At 72.9% G+C, this 26,546-nt stretch carries 23 protein-coding genes; 12 read left to right on the top strand and 11 right to left on the bottom strand.

The features are described from left to right. Positions 1-36 precede the first annotated feature (36 nt). The 4 genes from OP18_RS31515 to OP18_RS31495 all read left to right on the top strand — a co-directional run bounded on the left by OP18_RS31515 (position 37) and on the right by OP18_RS31495 (position 3,523). Positions 37-438: an HAAS signaling domain-containing protein gene (locus OP18_RS31515; RefSeq protein ID WP_033362752.1), complete on the top strand. Its 402-nt coding sequence runs from the start codon at positions 37-39 to the stop codon at positions 436-438. Between the two features lie 409 nt (positions 439-847). Continuing rightward, positions 848-1,390, top strand: a complete 543-nt coding sequence (locus tag OP18_RS31505) for a hypothetical protein (protein ID WP_156089933.1) — start codon at positions 848-850, stop codon at positions 1,388-1,390. A 112-nt stretch (positions 1,391-1,502) separates the two neighbouring features. After that, positions 1,503-1,973: a T3SS (YopN, CesT) and YbjN peptide-binding chaperone 1 gene (locus OP18_RS31500; RefSeq protein WP_033362749.1), complete on the top strand. Its 471-nt coding sequence runs from the start codon at positions 1,503-1,505 to the stop codon at positions 1,971-1,973. After that, positions 1,970-3,523 (top strand): aldehyde dehydrogenase family protein, encoded by a 1,554-nt coding sequence (locus OP18_RS31495; RefSeq protein WP_033362748.1) that lies wholly within the window; start codon positions 1,970-1,972, stop codon positions 3,521-3,523. Before OP18_RS31500 ends, OP18_RS31495 begins: the two co-directional genes overlap by 4 nt. Positions 3,524-3,571: 48 nt before the next feature. Here the strand turns inward: OP18_RS31495 and OP18_RS31490 are convergent, their stop codons facing one another. Further along, complete coding sequence (locus OP18_RS31490) at positions 3,572-4,897, bottom strand: MFS transporter (protein ID WP_052387614.1); 1,326 nt, start codon at positions 4,895-4,897, stop codon at positions 3,572-3,574. 19 nt (positions 4,898-4,916) lie between these two features. Here OP18_RS31490 and OP18_RS31485 point away from each other — a divergent pair, with 19 nt between their 5' ends. The 3 genes from OP18_RS31485 to OP18_RS31475 all read left to right on the top strand — a co-directional run bounded on the left by OP18_RS31485 (position 4,917) and on the right by OP18_RS31475 (position 9,049). After that, positions 4,917-5,900, top strand: coding sequence for a GlxA family transcriptional regulator (locus OP18_RS31485; RefSeq protein ID WP_211273732.1), 984 nt, complete (start codon positions 4,917-4,919; stop codon positions 5,898-5,900). A gap of 38 nt (positions 5,901-5,938) precedes the next feature. Further along, positions 5,939-7,714: a gamma-glutamyltransferase gene (gene ggt, locus OP18_RS31480; RefSeq protein ID WP_033362745.1), complete on the top strand. Its 1,776-nt coding sequence runs from the start codon at positions 5,939-5,941 to the stop codon at positions 7,712-7,714. Positions 7,715-7,822: 108 nt separating this feature from the next. After that, entirely contained in the window at positions 7,823-9,049 is a 1,227-nt protein-coding gene (locus OP18_RS31475) for an RNA polymerase sigma factor (protein ID WP_033362744.1), read from the top strand. Between the two features lie 2 nt (positions 9,050-9,051). Here the strand turns inward: OP18_RS31475 and OP18_RS31470 are convergent, their stop codons facing one another. Genes OP18_RS31470 through OP18_RS31455 form a run of 4 tightly spaced genes read right to left on the bottom strand, consistent with a single transcriptional unit; the run spans position 9,052 to position 11,950 of the window. Further along, entirely contained in the window at positions 9,052-9,699 is a 648-nt protein-coding gene (locus OP18_RS31470) for a LysE family translocator (RefSeq protein ID WP_033362781.1), read from the bottom strand. 50 nt (positions 9,700-9,749) lie between these two features. Beyond that, complete coding sequence (locus OP18_RS31465) at positions 9,750-10,163, bottom strand: GNAT family N-acetyltransferase (RefSeq protein WP_033362743.1); 414 nt, start codon at positions 10,161-10,163, stop codon at positions 9,750-9,752. A gap of 24 nt (positions 10,164-10,187) precedes the next feature. Further along, the gene (locus tag OP18_RS31460) at positions 10,188-11,561 is read right to left on the bottom strand and encodes a hypothetical protein (RefSeq protein ID WP_033362742.1); all 1,374 of its coding nucleotides are present in this window, start codon (positions 11,559-11,561) and stop codon (positions 10,188-10,190) included. Next, positions 11,558-11,950, bottom strand: a complete 393-nt coding sequence (locus OP18_RS31455; RefSeq protein WP_156089932.1) for a hypothetical protein — start codon at positions 11,948-11,950, stop codon at positions 11,558-11,560. The genes OP18_RS31460 and OP18_RS31455 overlap by 4 nt, the downstream gene beginning before the upstream one ends. A 125-nt stretch (positions 11,951-12,075) precedes the next feature. Between OP18_RS31455 and OP18_RS31450 the strand changes: the two genes are divergently transcribed. Further along, positions 12,076-12,483 (top strand): VOC family protein, encoded by a 408-nt coding sequence (locus tag OP18_RS31450; RefSeq protein WP_033362740.1) that lies wholly within the window; start codon positions 12,076-12,078, stop codon positions 12,481-12,483. Here the strand turns inward: OP18_RS31450 and OP18_RS31445 are convergent. Next, positions 12,480-13,028: a TetR/AcrR family transcriptional regulator gene (locus OP18_RS31445; RefSeq protein WP_033362739.1), complete on the bottom strand. Its 549-nt coding sequence runs from the start codon at positions 13,026-13,028 to the stop codon at positions 12,480-12,482. The genes OP18_RS31450 and OP18_RS31445 overlap by 4 nt on opposite strands. Before the next feature lie 79 nt (positions 13,029-13,107). On the opposite strand from OP18_RS31445, the gene OP18_RS31440 reads away from it, so the two are divergent. Together OP18_RS31440 and OP18_RS31435 are read left to right on the top strand one after the other, a co-directional pair. Continuing rightward, positions 13,108-14,319 carry an FAD-dependent monooxygenase gene (locus OP18_RS31440; protein ID WP_033362738.1) on the top strand — a complete coding sequence of 404 codons (1,212 nt, stop codon included), beginning with the start codon at positions 13,108-13,110 and terminating at the stop codon, positions 14,317-14,319. A gap of 10 nt (positions 14,320-14,329) precedes the next feature. Further along, complete coding sequence (locus OP18_RS31435; protein ID WP_033362737.1) at positions 14,330-15,310, top strand: L-threonylcarbamoyladenylate synthase; 981 nt, start codon at positions 14,330-14,332, stop codon at positions 15,308-15,310. A gap of 198 nt (positions 15,311-15,508) precedes the next feature. Here OP18_RS31435 and OP18_RS31430 read toward each other — a convergent pair whose 3' ends face one another. From OP18_RS31430 to OP18_RS31420, 3 genes are all read right to left on the bottom strand, one after another. Continuing rightward, positions 15,509-17,035: an amidohydrolase family protein gene (locus tag OP18_RS31430; RefSeq protein ID WP_081971273.1), complete on the bottom strand. Its 1,527-nt coding sequence runs from the start codon at positions 17,033-17,035 to the stop codon at positions 15,509-15,511. A gap of 132 nt (positions 17,036-17,167) precedes the next feature. Then, entirely contained in the window at positions 17,168-19,210 is a 2,043-nt protein-coding gene (locus tag OP18_RS31425) for a glycosyl hydrolase family 28-related protein (protein WP_033362736.1), read from the bottom strand. A gap of 300 nt (positions 19,211-19,510) precedes the next feature. Further along, a complete protein-coding gene (locus tag OP18_RS31420) occupies positions 19,511-20,200 on the bottom strand; it encodes a TetR/AcrR family transcriptional regulator (protein WP_033362735.1) in 690 nt (229 codons plus the stop codon). Positions 20,201-20,254: 54 nt separating this feature from the next. Between OP18_RS31420 and OP18_RS31415 the strand changes: the two genes are divergently transcribed. Further along, positions 20,255-21,007 (top strand): SDR family oxidoreductase, encoded by a 753-nt coding sequence (locus tag OP18_RS31415; protein ID WP_389252903.1) that lies wholly within the window; start codon positions 20,255-20,257, stop codon positions 21,005-21,007. Between the two features lie 204 nt (positions 21,008-21,211). Further along, positions 21,212-21,394 (top strand): DUF3073 domain-containing protein, encoded by a 183-nt coding sequence (locus tag OP18_RS31410; protein WP_033362733.1) that lies wholly within the window; start codon positions 21,212-21,214, stop codon positions 21,392-21,394. Positions 21,395-21,403: 9 nt separating this feature from the next. On the opposite strand, the gene OP18_RS51505 is transcribed toward OP18_RS31410, so the two are convergent. Continuing rightward, a complete protein-coding gene (locus OP18_RS51505) occupies positions 21,404-24,595 on the bottom strand; it encodes a GH92 family glycosyl hydrolase (protein ID WP_245635590.1) in 3,192 nt (1,063 codons plus the stop codon). An 18-nt stretch (positions 24,596-24,613) separates the two neighbouring features. Further along, positions 24,614-26,533 carry a family 43 glycosylhydrolase gene (locus tag OP18_RS31400; protein WP_162189864.1) on the bottom strand — a complete coding sequence of 640 codons (1,920 nt, stop codon included), beginning with the start codon at positions 26,531-26,533 and terminating at the stop codon, positions 24,614-24,616. Positions 26,534-26,546: the final 13 nt, after the last annotated feature.

Here is a 26,546-nt window from a genome sequence, read left to right as displayed (position 1 = left end):
TGTTGGAGAGTGCCAGCTTTTCCGGACGGGGAGCCCGTGAACACCTACGATGACCTGGTCAACGACTATCTGCGCGCTGTCGAGCAGGCGCTGGACGGTGTGCCCGCCAGCCGTCGCGACGAGCTGCTCGCCGACCTGAGCGACCACATCGCCGCCAAGCTGGCCGAGACCCGAGCCGTGGCCTCGCCTGCCCCGCCCGAGGTGGCCGAGGCCGAGGTGCGTTCGGTCCTGGACCTGCTCGGCGACCCGGCGGACGTCGCCGCCGACCTGGAGGCCGGTGCGTTCGACCCGCCGCCGGCCGACCCGCCGCCGATCGAGATCACCGCGGGTCGCAAGGTGGGCGCCCTCATCTGGGTCCTGATCACGGCTTCGACCGTCTCACTGCTGTGCGTCGGTGTCGTCCTGGCGGCCGCGTTCCTCTTCTTCACCGGCCGCTGACCGCCGCTGACCGCCGCAGACCGCCGCACCGGCCGTTGACCACGGCGTCGTCGTCACGCATCCGGCACACCTGCGCAGACGTCGGCTCCGGCCTGTTCACCCGTGCGGGCGAACGGCCGCGGGGCCCGGCGAGACCCCGCGACCGCGGCTCGTCACCGACGCCGCCGGGCGGGACGCGCACTGCGGCGCGATCCGCCCGGCGACCGCCCGTCCGCGTCCTCCCCCTGTCCCCCATGTGAACGCGGACGTGCCGATGGCTTCGGCCGGAGCTGGACGATGCACGGCCATGCATCGTCCACTCCGAACACCCCCCGTTGAAGCCGTCTGGCCGGCGGGTCCAGATCAGCGTATCTAGACGTCTAGGTTCGCGCAATTGTTGATTTGCGGAACGGTGGTCTAGATTTGCCAGGTGCGTGGCCGGCTCCTTCCAGTCGCTGACGGCTGGTATGAATGGCGCCAGGAGCCGCCCCTGGCGCAGAGCGTGCAGGTGCGGGTCGGCGTCGCGGCGGGTGGCCGCCTGGTGCTGACCGGGCTGCGCATCGACGGCAGCCCGAGCGCGGAGCTGCTGCGGGCCATCCCGGTCGGGCGCATCGAGGCCACCGCCAACGCGCAGCTCGCCGTGGCGCACGAGGCGATCGACACGCCGCCGGTGCTCAACCCGCGGGCACGGCCCGTCGCACCGCCGGTCACCGCCGGCGGCTGGGACATGATCGAGCCGGCCCTGGCGGTGCCGCGCGCGGCGACGACCGCCGGCACCAGGTCCCGGGGGCGGCCCGACGTGTTCTACCGCGAGGTCGCCGACGTCTATCTCGACTTCGCGCAGGACTCGCCGCGGCCCGCCTGCGACCTCGCCGACCAGCACGGCGTGCCGGTCAGCACCGCGCACCGGTGGGTGAAGGAGGCCCGCCGGCGCGGGTTCCTGCCACCGGGCCGCCCCGGCAAGAGCGGCTGACGACCACGCGGTTGCGAAGACCCGGCCGATCGGCTGGCGGCCACGCGGTTGCGAAGACCCGGCCGATCGGCGGGGAGCCGGCGGGCGTGCGGCGGTTCGATAGGGTGGCGGCGTGTCGATCGACGCCGCTGTGCGCGCCCGGGTGCACCGCCTGCTCACCGACTACCTCGGCGGGCAGTCGGTGCCCGCCGACCTCAGCGCCACCCCGGCCGCGATCCGCAGCGGCACCGCCGTGGTCTACCTGCGCCTGGTGGCCAACGATCCGCCGTTCGTGCGGGTCTTCTCGCCGCTGCTGCGCCACCTCGAGTGCTCCCCGCAGCTGCTGCGCGAGCTCAACGACCTCAACGGCCGGCTCAACTTCGTCCGGCTGTTCTGGCGCGACGACTCCGTCATCGCCTCCTACGAGCTGATGGCCGAGACGCTCGACGCGGTCGAGCTGAGCAACGCCTGCGACTGGGTCGCCGACGCCGCCGACTACTACGACGTGCGGCTGCGTGAGCAGTTCGGCGGCGAGCTGGCGTTCACGCCGCCGCCGGCGTCGCAGCACCCGGCGGACACGCCCCACGGCAAGATGGAGGCATGAGCACCCTCCTCGTCTCCACCGTCGGCGGCAGATCCGTCGACGCGCCCGGCGAAGCCCGTTTCGTCTCCACCGACCCGGCCCGCCTCGATCAGGTCGTCGCCGAGGTCGCACTGGCCGACGCCGACACGTTCGTGGCCGCGTGCCGCTCCGCCCGCCGCGCGCAGCGGGACTGGGCCGACGTACCGGCGCCCGTCCGCGGCCGGGTGATCGCCAACCTGGGCCGCCTCGTCGAGGCGAACTTCGAGGCCCTCGCGGCGCTGGTCACCCGCGAGGTCGGCAAGACGGCCGCCGAGGCCCGGGGCGAGGTGCAGGAGATCGTCGACACCTGCGACTTCTTCCTCGGTGAGGGCCGCCGCATGTACGGGCAGACCGTGCCCAGCGAGATGCCGGACAAGCAGCTGTTCACGTTCCGGGTGCCGGTCGGAGTGGCGGCAATCATCACGGCCGGCAACTTCCCGGTCGCGGTGCCGAGCTGGTACCTGGTGCCCGCGCTGCTGTGCGGCAACGCGGTGGTGTGGAAGCCGGCCGAGTACTCCGCCGCCTGCGCCGACGCGTTCGCCCAGCTGATCCGGCGGGCGGGGGTGCCCGACGGGGTGTTCGACGTGGTGTACGCCGACGGTGCGACCACGTACGCCGGCCTCGAGCGGGCCCTGGACGCCGGCCTGGTCGACAAGATCGGGTTCACCGGCTCGTCGGAGGTCGGCGCGCGCATCGGTGAGCTCGCCGGCCGGCACCTGCAGAGCGCCTGCCTGGAGCTCGGCGGGAAGAACCCGATGATCGTCACCGAGGACGCCGACCTCGACCTCGCCGTGCACGGGGCGCTGTTCGCCGGGTTCGGCACGGCGGGCCAGCGGTGCACGTCGCTCGGCACCCTGATCGTGCACGACAGCGTCCTGGCCGACTTCACCGCCCGGCTCGAGGAGGCGGTACGCCGCGCGCCCATCGGCGACCCCACCGACCCGTCGGTGCTCTACGGCCCGCTGATGACGGAGCGGTTCGCCGCCCGGTTCGAGGACTACCTCGGCTGGGTCGAGGACCACCACCGGGTGCCGGGCCCGACCGGCCGGATCAGCGCCGCCAGCCCGCGGGAGGGGTTCGTCGGCGACCCCGAAAACGGGCTCTTCTACCACCCCGTCCTGGTCCACGGCGTACGACCGGAGGACAAGATCTTCCAGCAGGAGACCTTCGGCCCGCTGGTCGGCGTGACCGGCTACACCACGCTGGACGAGGCGATCGAGCTGGCCGACGCCCCCGGGTACGGGCTGTCCGCGGCGATCTACACGACCGACCCGCGCAAGGCGTTCACGTTCCGGCGCCGCACCCGGGCCGGCATGGTGAGCGTCAACAACTCCACCTCCGGCGCCGAGGCGCACCTGCCGTTCGGCGGTAACGGCAAGTCGGGCAACGGCAGCCGCCAGTCCGGCGTGTGGGTGCTCGACCAGTTCACCCGCTGGCAGTCGATGAACTGGGACTACTCCGGCCGCCTGCAGCGCGCCCAGATGGACACCCTGGAGATCACGCCGGACCTGGAGTATCGGCTCAGCCAGTAACGCACGAGACGCCGGCCGATCGTGCTCGGCCGGCGTCCTCGTGGGTGGTCAGGCGGCGGCGACGGCCACCGGCGCGGGGACCGGCAGGCCGCGCCGGGCCCGGAAGAGCAGCAGCGACAGCGCGGCCGCCGAGATCGACAGGCCGCCGGCGACGTACCAGGCGAGGTCGTAGTTGCCGAGCCGGTCGCGCAGCAGGCCGGTGGTGGTGGCGGCGATCGCCGCGCCGAACTGGTGCGAGGCGAACACCCAGCCGAAGACGACCGGGCCGCTGGCCCCGAAGTACTCCCGGCACAGCGCGACCGTCGGCGGCACCGTCGCCACCCAGTCCAGGCCGTAGAAGAGGATGAACACCACCATGCTCGGCCGGACGGTCGCGGCGAACAGGGCCGGCAGCACGAGCAGCGACGCGCCGCGCAGCGCGTAGTACCAGCCGAGCAGGATGCGGCTGTCCATCCGGTCGGTGAGCCAGCCCGACGCGATGGTGCCGACGATGTCGAACAGGCCGATGAGCGCGAGCAGTGACGCGGCCACCGGCTCGGTCATGCCGTGGTCGTGCGCGGCGGGGATGAAGTGGGTGCCGATGAGGCCGTTGGTGGTCGCGCCGCAGATCGCGAACCCGCCGGCGAGCAGCCAGAACGCCGGCACGCGGGACGCGTCGCGCAGCGCGCCGAGCGCCCGCCGGGCCGCGCCGCCGGGCGCGACCGGCGCGGGCGGCAGGTCGCTGTCGGCGCCGTAGGCGGTCACGCCCAGCTCGGACGGGTGGTCGCGGAGCCGCCACAGGACCAGCGGCACCACGACCAGCGCGGCGGCGGCGACGGTCAGCGCGGCGGCCCGCCAGCCCCGGGCGTCGACGAGCAGCGCCAGCAGCGGCAGGAACACCAGCTGCCCGGCGGCGCCGCCGGCGGTGAGGACGCCGGTGACCAGGCCGCGCCGCTTGACGAACCAGCGGCCGGTGATGGTGGCGACGAACGCGAGGGCCATGGAGCCGGTACCGAGGCCGACCAGGACCCCCCAGAGCGCGATGAGCTCCCAGCTGTGCCGCATGAACACCGTCAGGCCGCTGCCCGCGGAGACGAGCAGCAGCGCGTAGGCCACCACCCGCCGGATGCCGAAGCGCTCCATGAGCGCGGCGGCGAAGGGCGCGGTGAGCCCGAACAGCAGCAGGTTGATCGACACGGCGAGGGAGATGGTCCCCAGCGACCAGCCGAACTCCTCGTGCAGCGGGTGCAGCATCACGCCGGGGGTCGCGCGGAAGCCGGCCGCGCCGACCAGCGCGACGAACGCGACGGCGGCGACCAGCCAGGCCGGATGGATTCGTTTCACGAGACCATGATGTTGGACTCGGTACGGCCGGACGAGTGGCCCGACAGCCATAGTGCGCAAGAATTGGGCCATGGAGAAGCATCTGGTGGCCGTGCTCGCGCTGGACGGCGTCGTGGCGTTCGACCTGGGCACCCCGCCGCAGATCTTCGGGGCGGCCCGCGGTGACGACGGCCGCCGCAGGTACCGCGTCCAGGTCTGCACCCCCGGTGGCCGCCCGGTCCGCAGCGCGGCCGGCTTCCAGGTGCTGCCGGACCACGGCCTGGAGATCACCGAGGTGGCCGACACGGTGGTCGTGGCCGGTATCCACCGCGGCGGGCCGGTCGAGGACGCGAGCATCGAGCCCGAGGTCGCCGCGGCGCTGCGCGCCGCCCAGGCCCGCGGCGCCCGGGTCATGTCGATCTGCACGGGCGCGTTCGTCCTCGCCGCGGCCGGCCTGCTCGACGACCGCCCGGCGACCACGCACTGGGGCTGGGTCGAGCAGTTCCGGGCGCTGTACCCGCGGGTCAAGCTCGACCCGGACGTGCTGTTCATCGACGACGGCGACGTGCTCACCTCCGCCGGCGTCGGCGCCGGGGTCGACCTGTGCCTGCACGTGGTGCGCACCGACTTCGGCAGCGAGGTCGCCAACCGGGCGGCCCGCCGCAGCGTGGTGCCGCCGTGGCGGGAGGGCGGCCAGGCGCAGTACATCGAGCGGCCGCTGCCGCGGGTCACCGACACCACCACCGCACCGACCCGCGCGTGGGCGCTGCAGCGGCTGAGCGAGCCGTTGACCCTGCAGGACATGGCCGCGTACGCCACGATGAGTGTGCGGACGTTCACCCGGCGTTTCCGTGAGGAGACCGGGGTGAGCCCGGCCCGGTGGTTGCTGCAGCAGCGGGTCGACCACGCCCGCGGCCTGCTGGAGAGCACCGACCTGGCGGTCGAGCAGATCGCCCGCCGCGCGGGGCTCGGCACCGCCGCGTCGCTGCGTCAGCACCTGCAGACCACGATCGGGGTCGCGCCGAGCGCGTACCGCCGCACGTTCCGGGTTGTGCCGGACGCGCCGGGGCGGTAGGCAGGAGGAGCGATCACCGTCGATCCTCGGGAGGCACCGTGCGCAGGCTCGTCCCGCTCGTCCTGATCCCCGTCCTGCTCGTGCCCGCCGCGCCCGCGCAGGCCGGCGCGCCACCGGCCACCGGACCCACCGCGAGCGGCTACGGCGGCGCGGTGAGCTCTGTCGATCCGACGGCCACCGCGGTCGGCCTGGAGGTGCTGCGTCGCGGCGGCAACGCGGTCGACGCCGCCGTGGCGGTCGCCGCCACGCTCGGCGTGACCGAGCCGTTCTCGGCCGGCATCGGCGGCGGCGGCTTCTTCGTCTACTACGACGCCCGCAGCGGCAGGGTGTCCACCCTCGACGGCCGCGAGACCGCGCCCCGGTCGATGACGCAGACCGCGTTCGTGAACCCCGCGACCGGCCAGCCGTACGCGTTCCAGGAGGCCCGGGTCAGCGGCCTGTCCGCCGGTGTACCGGGGAGCCTCGCCACCTGGGACACCGCGGTGCGCCGCTGGGGCAAGCGGTCCCTCGCCACGAACCTGGCGCCCGCGACGGACGTGGCCCGGCGCGGGTTCACCGTCGACCAGACGTTCGCGACCCAGGTCAACGACAACGCGGCCGCGTTCGCGCAGTTCACGCCCACGGCGGCGCTGTTCCTGCCGGGCGGGCAGCCGCCGGCGGTCGGCAGCACGCTGCGCAACCCCGACCTGGCCGCGACCTACGACCTGGTCGCGCGCCGCGGCATCGACGCGTTCTACGGCGGTGAGGTGGGCCGCGACATCGTCCAGGCCGTGCAGCACCCGCCGGTCGCCGCCGCGCCTTCCCGGCCGTGGCAGTACGAGATCCGCCCCGGCGGGATGACCCTGGCCGACCTGCGCGCCTACGAGGTCCGCCAGCCCGCGCCGACGCACATGGTCTACCGCGGCTACGACGTCTACGGCATGGCCACCCCGTCCTCGGGCGGTTCCACCGTCGGCGAGGCCCTCAACATCCTCGAACGCTCCGACCTGGGCTCCCTCGATCGCACCCAGGCGCTGCACCGGTACCTGGAGGCGAGCGCCCTCGCCTTCGCCGACCGCAACCGCTACGTCGGCGACTACACCCCGCGGCGGCTGCTCGACGCGCTGCTGACCAACGGGTTCGCGGCCGAGCGCGCCTGCCGGATCGACCCGCTGCACGCGGCGACCAAGCCGGTGCCGCCCGGCGACCCGGACGGCCGCTACGACACGTGCGCCACCACCACCGGCGGCGCGAGCACCGACTACGGCAAGTCGACGACCAACCTGACCGTCGCCGACAAGTGGGGCAACGTGGTCGAGTACACGCTCACCATCGAGCAGATCGGCGGCAACGGCATCGTCGTGCCGGGCCGCGGCTTCCTGCTCAACAACGAGCTGACCGACTTCAACTTCACCAACACCCAGGGCACCGCCGACGACCCGAACCTGCCGGGCCCCGGCAAGCGCCCGCGCAGCTCGATGGCCCCCACGATCGTCCTGCGCGACGGCCACCCGTTCCTCGCCCTCGGCTCCCCCGGCGGCTCGACCATCATCACCACCGTCCTGCAGATCCTGATCAACCGGATCGACCTGGGCATGACGCTGCCCGAGGCGCTGGCGGCCCCGCGCGCCACCCAGCGCAACACCGCGGCGGTGGTCGCCGAGCCGGCGTTCATCGCCGGCCCGGGACCGGCGCTGGGCGCGCTCGGGCACACGTTCACGCCGATGGCCGAGATCGGCGCCGCGACGGCGATCGAGTTCCTGCCCCGCGGCAAGCTCCTCGCCTGCGCCGAGCCGGTCCGCCGCGGCACCGGCTCCGCCGGCACGGTGCGCTGACCGCTGCGGCCCTGACGGCTGGGGCCCCTGTCGACCTTGGCGACTTTCGGCACGCCAGGACGTGGCGAAGTCGCCAAGGTCGACGCGGCGGTCCCGGCGCGTGGCATCTTGGACGCCGTGGGGGTCGAGGAGGAGCTGCGCCGGCTCGCGCCGCAGGTGCTCGGGGTGCTGGTGCGCCGGCACGGACAGTTCGACGCCTGCGAGGACGCGGTGCAGGAGGCGCTGCTCGCGGCGGCCGTGCAGTGGCCGGCCGAAGGGATGCCGGACAACCCGCGCGGCTGGCTGATCACCGTGGCCGGGCGGCGGCTGACGGATCAGTTCCGCAGCGAGGACGCGCGGCGGCGGCGCGAGCTCGCCGTTGCCCACGAGGTTTCACATGAAACATCGGAACCGCCGGACATCTCAGACAAAGACGACACCTTGCTGCTGTTGTTCCTGTGCTGCCACCCCGCGCTGTCGAGCGCGTCGCAGCTCGCGTTGACGTTGCGGGCCGTGGGCGGGCTCACCACCGCGCAGATCGCGCACGCGTTCATGGCGCCGGAGGCGACCGTAGCGCAGCGCATCAGCCGGGCGAAGCAGAAGATCAGGGCGGCCGGCGCGCAGTTCACGTTGCCGCCGGCGGACGAGCGGGCCGGCCGGCTGCAGGTGGTCCTGCAGGTGCTGTACCTGATCTTCAACGAGGGCTACACGGCGTCGTCGGGCGAGGACCTGCACCGGCCCGAGCTGACCACCGAGGCGACCCGCCTGGTCCGTGAGGTGCACCGGCTGCTGCCCGACGACGGGGAGGTCGCCGGGCTGCTCGCGCTGATGCTGCTGACCGACGCCCGCCGGGCGGCCCGCACCCGGCCCGACGGCACGCTGGTCCCGCTCGCCGAGCAGGACCGCTCGCGGTGGCACCGGGCGATGATCGCCGAAGGGGTCGACCTCATCACGCGGACGCTGCCGAAGGGGCCGCCCGGGCCATACCAGCTGCAGGCCGCGATCGCCGCGATCCACGCGGAGGCGCCCTCGGCGGCCGGCACCGACTGGCCGCAGATCGTCGCGCTGTACCAGCTGCTGCAACGGGTCGCCCCGAACCCGATGGTGACGCTCAACCAGGCGGTGGCCGTGGCGATGGCGCAGGGCCCGGCGGCCGGCCTGCGGCTGCTGTCGACGCTGGACGGCGACGACCGGCTGGCCCGGCACCACCGGCTCGCCGCGGTCCGCGCCCACCTGCTGGAGATGTCCGGCGACGCCGCGGCGGCCCGGTCGGCGTACGAGCTGGCCGCCCGCCGCACGACCAGCCTCCCCGAGCAGCGTTACCTGCTGTCCAAGGCGGCGGCGCTGCGAAGCTGACCTCAGTGCACCGGCAACGGCCGCGCCTTGTCGGTCGCGAGCCGCACGGCGATCATGCCGAGCAGCGTGCCCGTCACATACCGCTGCACCCGCAGCCACGCGGGCCGCTTCGCGAGGAAGACGGCGATCGTGCCGGCGGCCAGCACGATGCCCGTGTTGACCAGCAGGCTCACCGCGATCTGCACCCCGCCGAGCAGGAAGCTCTGCGCCATGAGGTGGCCGGCGGCGGGGTCGACGAACTGGGGGATCAGCGACGCGTACATGATCGCGGCCTTCGGGTTGAGCAGGTTGGTCATCAGGCCCATGGTGAGCAGCCTGCGGGTCGAGTCCGGCGGCAGCTCCTGGTGCGTGAACACCGACGTGCCGCCGGGGCGGACCGCCTGCCAGGCCAGGTAGGCGAGGTAGGCGGCGCCGGCGAGCTTCACGGTGACGTACAGGGCCGGGACGGTCGCGAAGACCACCGACAGGCCGGCGGCGGCGAGCGCCAGGTAGGCGAGGAACCCGGCGGCGACCCCGCCGAGGGAGATCAGCCCGGCCCGCCGGCCCTGCGAGATGCTGCGCGAGACCAGGTACATCATGTTCGGCCCGGGCGTGAGCACCATGCCCAACGCCACGAGCGCCACCCCTGCCGCCGCCCCGAACGTGATCACGGTGCCGAGGCTGCCAGCCGGCGGGTCGCGGGTCGAGTGCCAATCGGCGGTCAGAGGCTCTTCACCCAGCGCCGCCACTCGTCCTGCGGCGCGTATCCGGCGGCGGCCCACGCGCGGTGGGCGAGGCCGTTGTCGTCGAGGACCATGGCGTCGGCGCGGCGGCCGCCGAAGCCGCGGAAGCGGTCCTCCGCGTCGGCGAGCAGCATCGCGCCGATCCCCTGCCGGCGCCGGTCGGGGTGCACGGCGAAGCGGTACAGGTGGCACCGCCACCCGTCGAACCCGGCGATGAGCGAGCCGACGATGTCGCCGCCGTCGACCGCGAGCCGCAGCGCCGCCGGGTCCCGCTCGATCAGCGCCCGCACGGCGGCGGTGTCGTCACCGCCCCGGTTGGTGTCCTCGGCGGCGAGCTTCCAGAAGGCGAGCACGGCCGGCACGTCGTCCAGGGTGGCGAAGCGCAGGATCATGCCGCCGACCGTACGACACGACGGTCAGGCCGGTTCCCCGGCGGGCTCGCGGGCGGGCAGCGGGTCGGGTCCGGCAGGTTCGGGGTCGGGTCCGGCGACGGGGTCGGGGGTCAGCGCGGTGACGCCCCAGCAGGCGGCGCTCGCGCAGGCCAGCACGGCCACGGCGATCACGACCCGGTCGACGGAGGTGCTCAGGTGCCAGTGGATGTCGTACGGCGTGATCAGGTAGATGAAGATCAGCCCGGCGGTGTGCACGGCGGTGACGGCCCACAGCCAGCCGTCGGCGCCGAGCTCCAGGCCCGCCCGGGCCCGGCGCAGCAGCAGGTGCCCGAGCAGCGCGGCGGCGAGGGTGAGCAGGAGGATCCAGCCGACCCGGCCGGCCATGAACTCGATGATCATCGGCAGCCGGCCGAGGGTGTCGGCATCGCCGTGCAGCAGGGCGGAGAAGCGGCCGCCGGCCAGCACGTCGGTCTCCGCGCCGAGCAGGCGGGCGGTGACCGACCAGATCCCGGCGACGCCGACGGGCAGCCAGAGCAGGGCGGCGCGGCGCCGGTCGCGCCACCACCTGACGGTGCCGACCAGCGCGAGGGCGACGACCAGGCTGAGGCCCTCGTTCTTCATGAGCGCGGACGCGGACAGCAGCAGCAGCGCGAGCGGCAGCGTGCCGGGCCACGGGCGGGCGAAGAGCACGAGCACCGCCCCGGCGGCGAAGGCGCAGGCGCACATGGCGTCGCTGAAGCCGGCGGTCGGGATGACCCACAGCGGGGTCCAGGCGGCGTAGCCGGTGGCGATGGCGGCGGGCCAGGACAGCAGCGGCCGGCCGCGCACGGTCGCGACGCGGACGGCGTACACGAGCATCGCGATCGCCGACCAGTTCAGGAACCCGGTGACGAACCCGGCGGGGTAGAAGTCGCGGATGCCGAGCAGCTGCCACACCAGTGCGACCGGCGCGGACGCCAGCGGCGGGTAGTCGGGGTGGCTGAAGACGAGGACCGGGTTGCCGATGGATTCGCGGGCGAAGTCGCCGCCCTGGGTGAAGTACCCGGCGTGCAGCCACCAGATGAGGTGCGTGTCCCAGTTGACGGGCTCGGTGCCGAGCCGCAGCAACGGCGGCACCAGCGGCAGGGCGGTGAGCGCCGCGTCGCGCCAGCGGCTGACCGGCAGGCGGGGGCGGTCGCGCAGGCGCCAGGCGAGGTACCCGGTCGCCAGGTACACCGGTACGAACCACAGCAGCAGCGGGCCGGTGAAGGCCAGCATGAGCAGCACCGCGGCGGTGGCGACGGCGGCGCCGGCGACGGGCGCCAGGACGAGCGCGAGCGGCACGGCGCGGGTGAAGGCGTAGCCGAGCGGCAGGCCGGCCACGAGCAGGACGAGCACGGCGAGCAGGGTCTGGGTCACGCGGCCGGCTTCCGGGTCAGCAACCGCACGCCGTGCGGGGCCGCGGGGTCGGGATGCAGGTACACCTCGAGGTCGGCGCGGCCGGTGCGGTCGACGACGACGATGCCGTGCATGGAGGCGAACTCGACCAGGCTCAGCTGCAGGTCGGGGACCTCCTCCACGATCAGGACCCGGGTGCCGGCGGGGACCTGGCGGTGCAGCTCGCGGCTCAGGTACTCCAGCTTCTCGCGGTACTGCCGGGCCGGGTGCTGCTCCCCGGCGGTCCGCACGGTGTCGATGCCGACCCTGGTCGAGTAGACCGCGGGGCGCATCGCCTGCAGCAGCGCCAGCGCGCACAGCGCCGCCACGAGCAGGCGACCGGCCGAACGGAGGGATGACAACCGTCGCATCGCCCTACCCTAGAAGAGTGGCGGCGGGCCGACCCTGCCGGACCAGGCTCGCCGATTCGGCTTCGCGCCGGTTGGTCGGCGAATAGTGTCGGGCGGTCGGACCTCGCAGCCAAGGGGAGTTTGTGATGGCGTCTCGGCTCAACCCGTACCTGAACTTCCAGGGCAACGCCCGCCAGGCGATGGAGTTCTACCAGGGCGTCTTCGGCGGCACCCTGCGGCTGAACACGTTCGGCGAGTTCGACCCGGAGGCCGGCCCGATCGCCGACAAGATCATGCACGGCCTGCTGGAGACCCCCAGCGGCTACACGATCATGGGCGCCGACACGCCGCCGGAGATGGCGCACAACCTGGGCGACACGATCACCGTCAGCCTCAGCGGCGACGACGGCCTGGAGCTTCGCCGGTACTGGGACAAGCTGTCCGCGAGCGGCAAGGTGAGCGTGCCGCTGGAGAAGCAGATGTGGGGCGACGAGTTCGGCGCCTGCACCGACCAGTTCGGCATCCCGTGGATGGTCAACATCGTCCAGCGCTAGCCGAGGGTGGCGCAGACGGCGTCGAGGACGGCCGTCTTGAGCTCCTCCTTCGGCACGCCGGTGAACATCACCGTGCAGTCACCCAGGCCGCCGACGGCCACCCTGGCTCTGGTCTGCTGGGCGAGGGTCGGCGCCGGGCCGAACAGCAGGGTGGTGAGGCGGCGGCCCCAGTCGGTGACGGCCGCGGCGAGGTTCAGGTCGGCCAGGACGCTCGGGTCCTGCATGACCATCTTCGTGATGTCGCGGTGGGCGTACGTGACGTCGAAGTAGGCGCCGAGCACCGCGCGGCGGTCGGTGAGGTCTCCCGGCCAGCGCCCCGACTCCAGGTCGTCGAGCAGCGCGGACACGTCGTCGACCAGCGGCTGGAACAGGCTGCGGACCAGGTCCTCGCGCGAGGCGAAGTGGTAGTACAGCGCGGGCTTGCTGATGCCGACGCGCTCGGCGATCTCGCGCAGGCTGGCCTGCGCGACGCCCTTCTCGGCGATCAGCTCCATCGCGACGGCGCGGATGCGGTCGGCGGTCTCTGTGGTCCTCACCCTTGGCACGCGTCACATTCTACTTTACTTACCGGAAGGTAAGTGATTCCCTTTACCTATCGGTAAGTAAACCAACGTAGGGGGAGTCATGCACGTGCTCATCTGCGGTGCGAGCGTCGCCGGCCCCGTCCTCGCCTACTGGCTGCGCCGCAACGGGCACCGGGTCACCGTCGTGGAACGCACCCCTGAGCTGCGGGTCGGCGACGGCGGGCAGGCGGTCGACATCCTCGGCCCGGCCGTCGAGGTCATCGACCGGATGGGCCTGCTGCCGCAGCTCGAGGCAGCCCGGACCAGCACCGACACGATGACGCTGATCCGGCCGGGCCGCCCGGACGTCACGATCGAGGCCGCCCAGCTCCTCGCCGGGGTCTCCGACCGGCACGTCGAGATCATGCGCGGCGACCTGGCGAAGATCCTTTACGAGGCGACCCGCGAGCACGTCACGTACACCTTCGGCACCACCATCGAAGGGCTGCGCGAGCACGACGGCGGGGTGGACGCGACCTTCTCCGACGGGACCCGGGGCACCTACGACCTGGTCGTCGGCGCCGACGGGCTGCACTCCGGGGTGCGCCGGCTGGTGTTCGGCCCGGAGGAGGCCTACAGCCACTTCCTCGGCGGCGGCCTCGCCGTGTTCAGCGTGCCGGACTTCGTCGGGCTCGCCGGGCGGGTCCTCGGCTACCACACCGTCGACCGGGCCGTCGCCCTCTACCCGACCCGCACGCCCGGCCGGGTCCGCGTCGTGATCCTCTTCCGCGGCCCGCGGCCCGACCACCGCGACCCGGCCGCGCAGCGGCGCCTGCTGCGCGAGGTCTGCGCCGGGCTCGGCTGGCAGGTGCCGCGACTGCTGGAGCACCTCGACGCCGCCGACGACTTCTACCTCGACGGGATCAGCCAGATCCGGCTGCCGTCCTGGTCGCGCGGCCGGGTCACGCTCGCCGGCGACGCCGGCTACGGGCCCGGGCCGGCGGTCGGCGGCGGCAGCAGCCTCGCGGTCGTCGGGGCGTACGTGCTCGCCTCGGAGCTGGCCGCCGCCGGTGACGACCACGCGGTGGCGTTCCCGGCGTACGAGCGCGCCATGGCCGACGCGGTCGCGGCCAGCCGGACCATCGGGCCGTCGGTGCTGGCGACCCTGATCCCGCGCAGCGAGCTGCAGGTGTGGACGATGGCCCAGGCGATGCGCCTGCTGCCCCGGCTGCCCGGGTTCCTGCAGCGGAAGCTCACCTCGTTCGGGGGAGGCCCGGCCGCCATGCTCAACGGGGTCGACCTGCGCCCGCCGGTGGCCCCGGCCACCCTCTAACCTTGCGCACATGACTGACGGGGTGGTCGCCGCCGACGCCGCCGGGCTGCGCCGGGCCGCCGAGCTGCTGCGGCAGGAGTCCGTCTGCGTGTTCCCCACCGAGACCGTGTACGGGCTCGGCGCGCACGCCTTCTCCGCCAAGGCCGTCGCGGAGGTGTACCGGCTGAAGCGCCGCCCCTCGTGGAACCCGCTGATCGTGCACGTGGCGTCGGCGGCCGACGCCGAGGCGCTCGCGCACGAGTGGCCGGAGGCGGCGCGGCGGCTGGCGGCCCGGTTCTGGCCCGGCCCGCTCAGCCTCGTCGTGGAGCGGGCCCACCACCTGCCGGCCAACGGCGGCCCGTCGACGGTCGCGGTCCGGGTCCCCGCGCACCCGGTCGCGCTCGCGCTGCTGGAGGAGTGCGGGCTGCCGCTCGCCGCGCCGAGCGCGAACCGGTCCGAGAGCATCTCCCCGACCACCGCCGAGCACGTGATCCGCAGCCTGCCCGACGTGCCGCTGGTCCTCGACGGCGGCCCGTGCCGGCTCGGCATCGAGTCCACGGTCGTCGACGTGACCGTGTCGCCGCCGCGCCTGCTGCGCCCCGGCGCGCTGAGCCTGCGGGCGATCCGCGACGTGGTCGGCGCGCTGGCGCTGCCCGGCGACCCCGGGCCAGGTGCCGACCCGACCTCCGGGGTCCGCTCGCCCGGGCTCGCCCACCGCCACTACGCGCCCCGGGCCCGGCTGCACCTGGTGGACGACCCGGCCGTGCTGGCCGAGCGGGCCGAGGACGCCGACCCGGGCACCCTGGGCGTCCTCACCCACCTGCCGGCGGCGCCGCCCGGGGCGCACGTGGAGCTGCTGTCCGCGGATCCGCTCGAGTACGCCGCCGACCTGTACGCCGCCCTGCACCGCCTCGACGACGCCGGCGTGACGACGATCCTCGCGCAGGCCCCGCCCGAGGGCGACGACTGGCTGGCCGTGCGCGACCGCCTGACCCGGGCCTCCGCCCGCTGACCCGGGCCCGCGCCCGCTGACGCGCCGGCGCCGCCGGTGAGCGGGACGGCGACCCCCCGTTGCGTCGCCGGCCCGTCCCGACTGCCGGAATGCTGCCGGTTCCCACTGCGGTGCCGCTGCCGATGTGCTGCCGTCCGACCGCCTGCTGTTCCTGCCCCCGCCGCCGGCGCCGGAGCAGCCGCCGGTGCTGCAGGACTTCTAGCAACGGCACGCGGCGCGGACCGGGACCGGCGTCGCCGTGCCGGCCGCCGCGGCCACCGCGTCGAGGATCGCGTCGCGGCGTTCGGCGGTGATCAGCTGCCCCCGCACGACGACGGCGTGGATGTGCCGGGTGTTGCGGATGTCGGCGAGCGGGTCGGCGTCCAGGACCACGAGGTCGGCGGCCGCGCCCTGGCGGACGGTGCCGGAGCCGAGGCCCAGGAACCGGGCCGGGTCCCGGGTCGCCGCCTGCAGCGCGCGCAGCGGCGGCAGCCCGGCCCGCACCAGCAGCTCGAGCTCGTCGTGCAGGCTGAAGCCGGGGTACACGTACGAGGTGCCGGTGTCGGTGCCGGCCAGCAGCGGCACCCCGGCGCGGTGCAGCGCGCCGACGAAACGGCCCCGGTGCCCGAACAGCTCCTGGTGCTCGGCCTGCTCCCGCGGCGTGCGCCCGTCGAGGTAGATCTCCCGCATCGCGAAGTCCCAGACGGCGCGGACCTCGGCCGGGATGTACCGCAGCCGCGGGTCGTCCTGGTCGACGCTGCCCGGCAGGTCCAGCACGCGGTGCATGGCCAGCGTCGGCGTCTGGTGGGCGTCGGCGGCCCGCAGCCGGGCGAAGACCCGCGCCGCGCGCCGCGGGTCGTAGCCGCGGGCGGCGGCCAGCTCCAGCGGGTGCACGCGGTGCAGCCAGCCGTTGTAGTCGCCGGCCTCGACGGTGAGCCGGGACAGCTCGCGGCGGATCTCGTCCTCGTGCCGGGAGGTGGCGTACCAGGTGGTGAAGACGTGCTCGAAGCTGCGCTGCCCGTGCTCGGCGGCGACGGTGACCGGCACGTCGTCGGGGCAGTGCCCGGCGAACTCCAGCCCCAGCCGGGCCGACTCGTCCGCGATCGCGGCGAACGACTCCCGCGACAGCCGGCTGTACACCTTGACGAAGTCGGCGCCGTCGGCCGCGACCTGCCGCACCGCCGCCCTGGCCTGCGCGGCGTCGGCGACCTCGACGTACGGCGCGCCGAGCCCCGTCCACAGCGACGGCGAGCCGTCGATGAGCGGGCTGGCGATCACCGACCGCGGCCCGAGCAGCGTGCCGTCGGTGACCCGCTGCCGCCACTCGTGCAGTGTCGGGTACCCCGACATCTCCCGGACCGTGGTGACGCCGTTGACGACGTACAGCGGGGGGTCGAGCGTGTCGACGCCGCTGCTGTGCACGTGCATGTCGGTGAGGCCGGGGATCACATAGCGGCCCCGGCCGTCGACGACCGCGGCGCCGGTGGGGACGCGGACGCCGCGCGACGGGCCGAGCGCGGTGATCCGGTCGCCGCGGGCGAGGACCGTCATGTCCTGGCGGGGCGGCCCGCCGGTCACGTCGATGACGGTGCAGCCGACGATCGCGACGGCCTCGGGTGTGGCGCCCGCGGCATTCGTACCGGCGGCTGCGGGTGCGGCGGCTCCGGCGGGTGCGCCGACGACGAGGCCGGCACTGAGACCGACGCCGGTGCCGAGGACCGCGCGACGGGAAACGGTGATGTCCATGGCGTCGACTCTTCGCCATCGGCGGGCGCGGGTCACTGCCGCCAGCGGGCCGGTTGCCGGTGGTGAAAACCCCACCGGACAAGGAGGGGCGGGCGCCCTCCGGACGCCCGCCCCTCGCTTACTCTCGCTCCGTCACCACGGCGCGGGCGCCGGGGGCACGACGACCGGCGGGCGGTCGTCGCAGGTGATGGTGTTCGGCAGCTCCCACGGGGCGAGCCACGGACCCGTGGTGCCGCCGCCGTCGTTGCCACCCAGGTCGACGACCGAGAACTCGGAGCCGGCCGGGGTGAAGTGGAACGTGCCGCAGTTGTTGATGCCGACGGCGCCGACGTTGCGGGCGTCCACGTTCTGGAACGTGGCGGAGCCCGCGGCCCGGGCGCTGAGCACCGAGGTGCCGGTGCCGTCGACCCGGATGTCCTTGAAGTGGACGTTGGTGATGGAGTACAGGTCCTTCACCGGCCAGTCGGCGACCAGCATGATCGCGTTGTAGGTGTTGTCGAGGAAGTGGTCCCCGACGACCTGGATGTCGGCGTCGATGTTCTTCTCCAGCGCGAGGAACCAGATCGCGCCGAGGCCGATGTTCCAGTTCAGCTCGTACGTGCCGGCGCGGACCGTGGTGTTGTCCGTGACCTTCACGTAGCCGGTGAACGGCTCGGCGCCGAAGCGGGAGCCGATGTGGATCGCGCTGCCCTCACGGATCGGGTCGGCGATCAGGTTGTTGGACACCGTGGTGTCCTTGCCGCCGTAGATCGCGATGCCGTTGGCGAGGACCGGCGTCTGCACCGTGTTGTGGTCGAACGTGTTGCCGGCGTTCGCCGTCTTCTCCGACCACATGGCCAGACCGTCGTCGCCCGAGTTGCGCACGAAGTTGTTCGACACGGTCGAGTTGGTCACGCCGGTGTGGAAGTTGAGCCCGTCGGCGATCTGGTCGACGATCACGTTGTTGGTGATCTTCGTGTTGGTCATCGGGCCGTCGAACCACAGGCCGACCTTGGTGTGCTGGATGTACAGCCCGTCGACGGTCGAGTTGCTCAGCGCGCCGCCGATGCCGTTGACCTGGTCGGTGTCGATGCGCTCACGCACGTCACCGATGATCGAGAAGCCGGACAGGTGCACGTTGCTGCTGCCGCCGTCCTGGGCGTACCTGCCGTAGAACCCGACGCCGGTGTGGATCGAGTTGTCGGGGGCCGGCTCGCTGAGCGCGACCTCCTTGCCCTTGATGACGGTGTACCAGGACCCGGCGCCCTCGATCGTGACGTTGTCGACGATGATGTGGCGGTTGACCTGGTACGTGCCCGGCGGGATGTAGACCTTCAGGTGCGTCTTCTTCGCGAAGGCGACGGCCTTGTCGATCGCGTCGGCCGAGTCCCGGCGCCCCGTCGGGTCCGCCCCGAACAGCAGCACGTTCGCCGCGATGATGCTGATCTTCGGCGGGCCGACCAGCTCGGAGTCGAGCAGGTCGATGACGGTCCACGCGGCGCTGTTCGCCGGCGCCGTCAGCCGCACCTTGTCCCCGGCCTGATACGTACGCCCCAGCAGCAGCCGCTGCTCGTCGTAGAAGTGGTTCGGCCGGAACGGCGTGGTGATCGTCGGCGCGGGCGTCGTGACGGCCGGCACGCACGCGCACTCGGTGATCCACCAGTCGGGGTGCAGCAGGCCCGCGTTCGGGTCGTTCGAGAACGGGTACTGGTTGTACAGCCACGAGTACTGCGACGTGAGCGTCATCGTGGTCTTCTTGCCACCGTTGACCGTCACATCCAGCGGCGACGTGATGCCACCGCCGTTGGGTGCGTCGGGAATGCTGTACCGGACGTTGATGGCATTGGCCGACTTCGGCAGCGTGAACTCCACGTACTGCCCCGGCGTCAGCTTGACCGCGCTGCGCCCGGACGCCTCCGCCGGCAGCGTGTACGCGGTGCGGTCCGGGCCGATGACGGTGCCGTTCGTCTTGGCCTTCTCGGCCTCCTGCTCGACGAACGCGACGGCGGCGCCGCGGCCCGCGGTCAGCGCTGGGTCGAGGGCGGCGCGGGTCACCGCTGGTGATGCCCCGGCCGCGGCGGCCGGTGCGGCACCGGTGACCACGACGCCGAGACCGACGGCTGCGGCCGTCGCCGCCGCGGCCCACCGCGGCGGTCCGCTGGACCACCGCGGTAAGGGTCCTGTGCTCCGTGACATCGATGACTCGATTCTCTCGGGAGGGGGGCGGACGCCCGAGACGCTCTACGGCGGGGCGGCGCCATGAGGTGAGGGTGAGGTGACATTAGGACCCCCGTCCCCCGCTCCACAAGGTCTTGCGAAATATTTACGCAACGAACGGGACGGAATTGTCGTCGCCTTGTCGGTTTGTTGCACAAAACTGCCGCCATCATTGCGACGCTTCCGGCCGACCCACGGCGGGCCAGCCGAGGCGTGGACGGTCGAAGGCACGGACACCGCGACCTCCACCGCGAGGCAGGCAAGAGCGGTCCCGAGTGTTCAGCCCCTGGCGATCCTCGTCAGCCACTCGTCGAGCAGGGCCCGCTCGGCGTCACTCAGCACCGTCACCTCGGGCAACACCGCCCGCAGTGCCTCCGCCGGACCCGCCGAGGCCGCCGCCGGCGCATCCGCGGCCGGCGGCGGGTCGCTGGTCACGGCCGCCAGGACCGACTCGCGGGCCAGCACCGACAGCGCCGGGTCGCGGCGCTGCGGGGGCAGCGCGATCAGCGTCAAGGTCAGCCCGCACCCCGCCGCGTGGATCAGGTGCGCCGCGCGCTCCTCGCTCACCCGCAGCCGCCCGGCCGCCGCGATCCGCCGGACCTGCCCGGCCAGGATCTCGGCCGCGGCCCGCGCCGCCGGCGACTCGACCCCCGGGCGGGGCTCGCCGTAGATCAGCGTGTAGACGGCGGGGTGCGCCAACCCGAACGCCACGTGCAGGTCCCAGCCCCGCCGCAGGTCCTCGACCGCGTCCTCACTGTGCTCCAGCGACATCTTGCCACTCAGGTACGACACGAACCCGTGGCTCGCGACGGCGTCGAGGAGCCCCTGCTTGTCGCCGAAGAGCCGGTAGATGGTCGGCGCCTGCACGCCGGCGGCGGCGCTGACGGCCCGGGTGGAGATCGCCTCGCGACCACCCTCGTTCAGCAGGGTCGCGGCGGCTTCGACGATCCGGTCGCGGGTAGCGGTCACGGTAACAACGTTAACACTTGCACGTTAGCGAGTTAGTGCTAACGTCGAATTGTTATCGGCGCTAACACGCAGGAGGTAGTCATGAACCGGGTTGCTGTCGTCACCGGTGGGTCGCGCGGGATCGGGCGGGCCGTGGCGCTGCGGCTGGCGGCGGACGGGCAGGCCGTGGTCATCGCGTACGCCCACGCCTCGGACGCCGCCGAAGCCGTGGTGGCCGAGATCGAGGGCAAGGGCGGCCAGGCGGTCGCGGTGCGCGCCGACGTCGCCGACGAGGCCGCCGTCGCCACCCTCTTCGACACCGCCGAGCAGCGCTTCGGCGGGGTCGACGTGGTCGTGCACGCGGCCGGCGTCATGGTGCTCGCCCCGGTCGCCGAGCTCGACCTCGACGCCCTCGATCGGATGCACCGCACCAACGTGCGCGGCACGTTCGTCGTCGGCCGCGAGGCCGCCCGCCGGGTCCGCCGCGGCGGCGCGATCGTCAACTTCTCCACCTCGGTCACCCGCCTGTCGCTGCCGACGTACGCCGGATACGCGGCGAGCAAGGCGGCCGTGGAGGCGATCAGCCCGATCCTCGCCAAGGAGCTGCGCGGCCGGGACGTCACCGTCAACGCCGTCGCGCCCGGGCCGACCGCCACCGACCTGTTCCTCGACGGCAAGGACGAGGCCACGGTCGAGCGCATGGCGAAGATGAACCCGATGGAGCGCCTGGGCACCCCGGAGGACATCGCCGAGGTCGTCTCGTCGCTGGCCGGGCCGGCCCGCTGGGTCAACGGCCAGACGATCTACGTCAACGGCGGCGCCGCATAGCAACGGCCGGGAGCCGCCCGGAAAGCCACCCGGACCCGCGAAACCCGACCGCGAAACAGTGGCGTCGGACTCTTGTCCCATCGCCGGCAGACGACAGCTGCGAAGGGGATGTACCGTGTCGGGCACGAGGATGAAATCGAGTTGTCACGACGCCGGGCGCGGCACTGCCACCGCCCCTCGGCGCGCGCGAGACGGGGAGCCGACATGGGACGTGGACGGGCCAAGGCCAAGCAGACGCGGATCGCCCGGGAGCTGAAGTACTTCACCCCGCCGACCGACCTCACCGCCCTCCAGCACGAGCTCGCCGGCGTACACCTCCCCGAGCCGGAGGACACGGACGCGGTGGACTACTACACGCGCGACCGCGACGACAACGCGACCCGCTAGACACCACGGTCAGCCGAGCAGCTGCAGCTCCGCGAGCTGCAGCTGCCCCGCGCCGTGGTTGGCGGTCACCTGCAGCCGCACCCACGCGTAGGTCTCGCCGCCCGCCACGCCGAACGCCCTGGTCTGCCGCCGGTCGGCGAAGTCGACGTCCGTGCGGGCGTCGACGGTCGTCCAGGTGACCCCGTCGGCGGAGCCCTGCAGCACCCAGCTGCGCGGGTCCCCGCCGGGCAGGTCGTCGGCGGAGGTCAGCGTGTACTGCCGCACCGCCACCGGCGCGGCGAGCCGGCAGGTGATCGTGGCGGTGGCGCCCTCCGTCACCCACTTCGTCATGGACGTGTCGTCGACCAGTGCGGGCGGGGCGCCGGTGGCCCGGTCGACCAGCTGCCGCGGCGGGGCGGTGCCGGTGGTGATCGAGCCGGGGACGTCCGCCGCCCCGGTCCCCCAGCCGGACGGGTCCGGGCCCATCACGAGGTCGAGCGTGCCGCCCTTGGTCAGGTCCGCGTGCGTCAGGTAGTTCTTCGGGTACGGCGCACCGTTGAGCGTGGCGCGCTGGATGTACCGGTTGACGTCGCTGACACCAGGCGCGGTGACCGTGAACGTCCGGCCGTTCTCCAGGGTCAGGGTCGCCTTCGGGTGCAGCGGCGCGCCGATCGCGTAGTCGGTCGAGCCCATCCGTGCCGGGTAGAAGCCGAGCGCGGAGAACACGTACCACGCCGACATCTCACCGTTGTCCTCGTCGCCGAAGTACCCGTTGCCGGTGCCGGCGCCCGAGTCGTACAGCGTGGTGAGCACCCGCCGGACGCGGTCCTGGGTCTTCGCGGGGACGCCGGCGTAGTTGTACATGTACAGCATGTGGTGGGTCTGCTCGTTGGCGTGCGCGAACTGGCCCATGTCGCTGGCGTACACCTCGCGCATCTCGTGGATCGGGTCGCTGTAACAGCCGGGCAGGTAGTCGCGGGGCGCGGCGAACATCGCGTCGAGCTTCGCCGCCAGACCCGCCCGGCCGCCGTACAGGTTGGCCATCCCCTGCGGGTCCTGCGGCGCCGGCGTCGCGTAGTGCCACGCGGCGCCCTCCACGAACTCGCAGCCCCACAGGTTGGGTCTGAAGTCGGCGTCGCTGGTGCGCCACGCGCCGTCGCCGCGCCGGCCCCGGAAGAAGCCCACCGACGGCGAGAAGAGGTTCGCGTAGTTGAGGGCCCGGTTGCGGAAGTACGCGGCGTCCTCCGGGTAGCCGAGCGCCTCGGCCAGCTGCGCGATGCCGAAGTCGCTCGTGGCGTCCTCAAGGGTCCACGAGGCCGAGTCCCCGCGCACGTCCGAGGGCAGGTAACCCTTGAACGTCGACACGTCCAGCCCGGGGCGGCCGTCGACCGCGGGTGAGTACACGGTGGCGTTGCGGACCATCGAGGCGTAGGCGGCCCGGTAGTCGAAGTTGCGCACGCCCTTGACGTAGGCGTCGGCGAAGGCGAGGTCCTGGTTGGTGCCGGGCATCACGGCCCGGTTCCACGGCCCCGACCAGCTCGGCGTCCAGCCCACGGTCTTGTACGCGTTGACGAAGCCGTCCAGCATCTCACCGGTGCGCCCCGGCTCCAGCAGCGCCAGCAGCGGCCACTCGGCGCGGGCGGTGTCCCAGAACCCGTTGTTCACGTACATCTGGCCGTCGTGCAGGAGGCCGTCGTACGGGCTGCGGTACCGGCGCACCCCGCCGACGATCTCCGCGCGGTTGTTCGGGTACATGAAGGCCCGGTACAGGTTCGAGTAGAACGTGACGAGCTGGTCGGCGGAGGCGCCCTCGACCCTGACCTTGCCCAGCACCGCGTCCCACTGGGCGGCGGCCTCGTCCCGCACGGTGTCCAGGCTCTTGGCGCCGACCTCCTGGTCCCGGTTCGCCGCGGCCTGCGCGACGCTGATCCACGACGTGCCGATCCGCAGGGTGACCTGCCGGCTGACCGGGGTCGCGACCCGGATCCAGCTCGTCGCGCCCTCGCCGGTGACCGCGCCGGACGCGGCGATCCCGGCGTCGACCGTCGCGGAGAAGTACAGCTTCTGCCCGCGGTGATCGGCGTAACCGGAGATCGTCCGCGCGGCGGCGTCGACGCCGATCTCGCCCCCGGCGCTGTCGACGGTGTCGAACAGGATCGTCGGGGCGGATGTGGATGATGACGCCGCGGGGAACGTGAACCGCATGACGCCCGCGTGGTCGGTCGGCGCGAGCTCCGCGGTGATGCCGTACGTGTCCAGGCGCGTGCGGTAGTAGTGCGGCCTCGCGATCTCGGCGGCGTGGCTGAACGACGACCGCCGCGTGTCGGGGCTCGTCCTGACGCCGCCGTTCATCGGCATGACCTGCAGCTGGCCGTAGTCGCCGAGCCACGGGCTGGGCTGGTGGCTGACGGCGAAGCCCTGAACGGTGGTGTCCTGGTACTGGTACAGCCAACCGTCGTGGTTGCCGTTGGTCACCGGGGTCCAGAAGTTGAACCCGTGCGGGACCGCCGCGGCGGGGAACGTGTTGCCGCGCGAGTACGCGAAGTCGGAGTTCGAGCCGCGCCGGGTGTCGACGAGGTCGGACAGCCCGCCGGCGGTACCGGCGCTGATGCGGATGTCGTCGAAGTAGCCGCGGAACCTGGCGGTCCCGTCCGGGTTGTCATACCCGATGAGGATCCGGTCGATCGTCTTGCCGGCGACCTTGGCGCCGATGGCCGACGTCACGTAGTTCCACGTGTCGAACGACAGGACCCCGCCGCTGCCCTGCTCGCGCGGGCCGGTCCCGACGCCGTGCTGGTCGACGGCGCCGGAGTCGCGCAGGTACGTGCCGTCGGTGAACGCGAGGTCGACGGCCACGTCGAGGTTCCCGCCGGACTGCGGGAACACCCAGTACGACAGGGTGGAGGCGGCGCCGACCGGGATGTCGACGTCGAAGACCCGGTTGTAGGAGGTGGCGCCGGCGCCGGAGTACATGAGCGCGGCGCTGCCGGTGTGCGCGGCCTCGGCCCGGACCCCGCTCTCCATGCTCGTGAGGCCGCAGCAGTACCCGCCGGCGCCGGCACCGCGCTCGGCCGTGTTGGTCCAGGTGGGCTGGGCGTCGCCGGCCTCGAAGCCGGAGCTGAAGTCGCCCGCTGCCGCCGCCGGGGCGGGGATGACGGTGACGGAGCTCGCGGCGAGGACGGCCGCGGTCATCCAGACCGAGGCACGGCGACGCACAGACATGCGGGACCCTTCCGGGTGTCAGCTGAACACGCGCAGCTCGTAGATGCGGGTGGCGATCTCGGTGGTCTGGGTCGGGGTACCCACGTTGAGGCGCACGTAGCGGCCGGTGACGCCGCTGACCGGGTGGGTGGTGTTCGCCGCGGTGTTGCCGGTGACGTTCACCACCTGGGTCCAGCTCGCGCCGTCGTTGGACACCGAGATCGTGAACGCCCTGGTGTTCATGCTCGCCGCCTCGCCGCCGGCCTGCGCGTGCGCCAGCTCGAACCGGCTGATGCTCCTGGCGCCGCCCAGGTCGACCTGCAGCCAGGCACCGGCGACCGACGAGCAGAACTTGTCGGCGTTGCCGCCGCTCACGCTGCCGTTGACCGCCTTCTCCGGCCCTTCCGACGCGGCGCAGGGCGTCGTGCCCGTGGCGGGCCTGCCCTGCGCGACGTTGACCCCCGCGCCGACCGGCGCCCCCACCACCACGTTGTCGAAGGTAGCCGCAGCGTTGAAGACGCGCACGCCGTCGCTGCCGGAGGCGTACGTGCCGTCGGTAACGTTGATCTTCGGGGTGGCCAGGTCGTCGACGTACACCTTGATCGACGAGCCGATCGCGGTGACCCGCAGGTGGTAGCTGGTCCCGGTGGTGACGGTCAGGTTCGCGGCGCCGAGCTGGGTCCAGTTGTTGGCGGCGCGGCCCAGCACGACCCGGCCGGCCGGGCTGATGCCCGCGTAGTAGCCGTTGTAGCCGTCGGTGCCGGTGGTCGGGTTCGTCACGCGGAACGTGAGGCCCGCGTCGCCGCCGCCCGAGGTGACGCTGACGTCGGCGTCGTAGGAGAAGTCGCCGAAGTTCGTGTCCAGCTGCGCCTTGCCGCCCAGGGAGCTGCCGGCGGTGTACCTGCCGTTGGCGGTGCCCCACGAGCCGCCGAACGTGCGCCAGCCCAGCGCGTTGCCGTCGGCGAAGTTGTCCTTGACCCGCATGACGATGCGCTGGATCGTGCCGTCGGCGTTGAACGTCATCCGGTCGTAGGCGAGCTGCCGGTGGTTGCCGTCGGTCTCCGACAGCGGCCGCCGGTGGTAGAGGATGTACCAGGTGTCGGTGCCCGGCACGTTGATCACCGAGTTGTGCCCGGATCCCTTGGCGACCGCCGGGTCCTGCGCGAGGACCTTGTCCAGCTTGGTGAACGGCCCGGTGGGCGAGCTCGACATGGCGTAGGACACCGAGTAGTCCGGCCCGGTCCAGCCGCCCTCGGACCACATCAGGTAGTACCTGCCGTTGCGCTTGAACATCTGCGGGCCTTCGACGTACCCCGCCGGCGTGATCTCCTTGAACGTGCTGCCGTCGCTGAACGTCCCCAGGCTGACCATGTCGGCGTTGAGCTTGGCCACGTTCGCGTGCCCCCAGCCGCCGTAGTAGATGTAGGCCTGCCCGTCGTCGTCGATGAACACGTCCTGGTCGATCGGCTGCGCCCCGTTGAAGAACTGCCCGATCAGCGGCCGCCCGATCGCGTCCCGGAACGGCCCCGCCGGGTTGTCGGCGACGGCCACCCCGATCCCGCCGAGCGCGCTGTTGCTCTGGATGTCGTTCGCGGCGAAGTACAGGTAGTACCTGCCGTCGCGCTGGACGGGCGCCGGCGCCCACATCGCGTAGCCGGCCCATGCCACGTCGGCCTTGGTGAGCACATTGGGATGCTTCGTCCAGGTGACCAGGTCCGTGGAGGAGAACGCGTCGAGGTAGGTCTGCTCCGAGTACCCCTTCGACGTGGTCGGGTATACCCAGAACGTGTTGTTGTAGACCGCGACGTCAGGATCGGCGTACCACCCGTCGACGAACGGGTTGCCCGCCTCGGCGGTGCTGTAGTCGGGGATCGCGGCGGCGGCCGGGTCGGGCACGAGGGTGGTCGCGAGGAGGGCGGCGGCGGTGAGGGCGGCGAGTCGCTTGGCTGTGGTGTGCATCGGTGCGGCTCCG

It is taken from the genome of Dactylosporangium aurantiacum, from assembly GCF_000716715.1.
Classification (GTDB): Bacteria; Actinomycetota; Actinomycetes; order Mycobacteriales; family Micromonosporaceae; genus Dactylosporangium; species Dactylosporangium aurantiacum.
This window is presented reverse-complemented; position numbering and strand designations above follow the sequence as displayed.

Bases quoted from the DNA above. Each gene is read 5' to 3' on its own strand.
- OP18_RS31430 (WP_081971273.1), bottom strand. From the start codon at position 17,035: ATGGACATCACCGTTTCCCGTCGCGCGGTCCTCGGCACCGGCGTCGGT.
- OP18_RS31425 (WP_033362736.1), bottom strand. From the start codon at position 19,210: ATGTCACGGAGCACAGGACCCTTACCGCGGTGGTCCAGCGGACCGCCG.
- OP18_RS31440 (WP_033362738.1), top strand. From the start codon at position 13,108: ATGCACGTGCTCATCTGCGGTGCGAGCGTCGCCGGCCCCGTCCTCGCC.
- OP18_RS31435 (WP_033362737.1), top strand. From the start codon at position 14,330: ATGACTGACGGGGTGGTCGCCGCCGACGCCGCCGGGCTGCGCCGGGCC.
- OP18_RS31400 (WP_162189864.1), bottom strand. From the start codon at position 26,533: ATGCACACCACAGCCAAGCGACTCGCCGCCCTCACCGCCGCCGCCCTC.
- OP18_RS31455 (WP_156089932.1), bottom strand. From the start codon at position 11,950: ATGCGACGGTTGTCATCCCTCCGTTCGGCCGGTCGCCTGCTCGTGGCG.
- OP18_RS31465 (WP_033362743.1), bottom strand. From the start codon at position 10,163: ATGATCCTGCGCTTCGCCACCCTGGACGACGTGCCGGCCGTGCTCGCC.
- OP18_RS31410 (WP_033362733.1), top strand. From the start codon at position 21,212: ATGGGACGTGGACGGGCCAAGGCCAAGCAGACGCGGATCGCCCGGGAG.
- OP18_RS51505 (WP_245635590.1), bottom strand. From the start codon at position 24,595: ATGTCTGTGCGTCGCCGTGCCTCGGTCTGGATGACCGCGGCCGTCCTC.
- OP18_RS31485 (WP_211273732.1), top strand. From the start codon at position 4,917: ATGGAGAAGCATCTGGTGGCCGTGCTCGCGCTGGACGGCGTCGTGGCG.
- OP18_RS31490 (WP_052387614.1), bottom strand. From the start codon at position 4,897: ATGGCTGTCGGGCCACTCGTCCGGCCGTACCGAGTCCAACATCATGGT.
- OP18_RS31450 (WP_033362740.1), top strand. From the start codon at position 12,076: ATGGCGTCTCGGCTCAACCCGTACCTGAACTTCCAGGGCAACGCCCGC.
- OP18_RS31495 (WP_033362748.1), top strand. From the start codon at position 1,970: ATGAGCACCCTCCTCGTCTCCACCGTCGGCGGCAGATCCGTCGACGCG.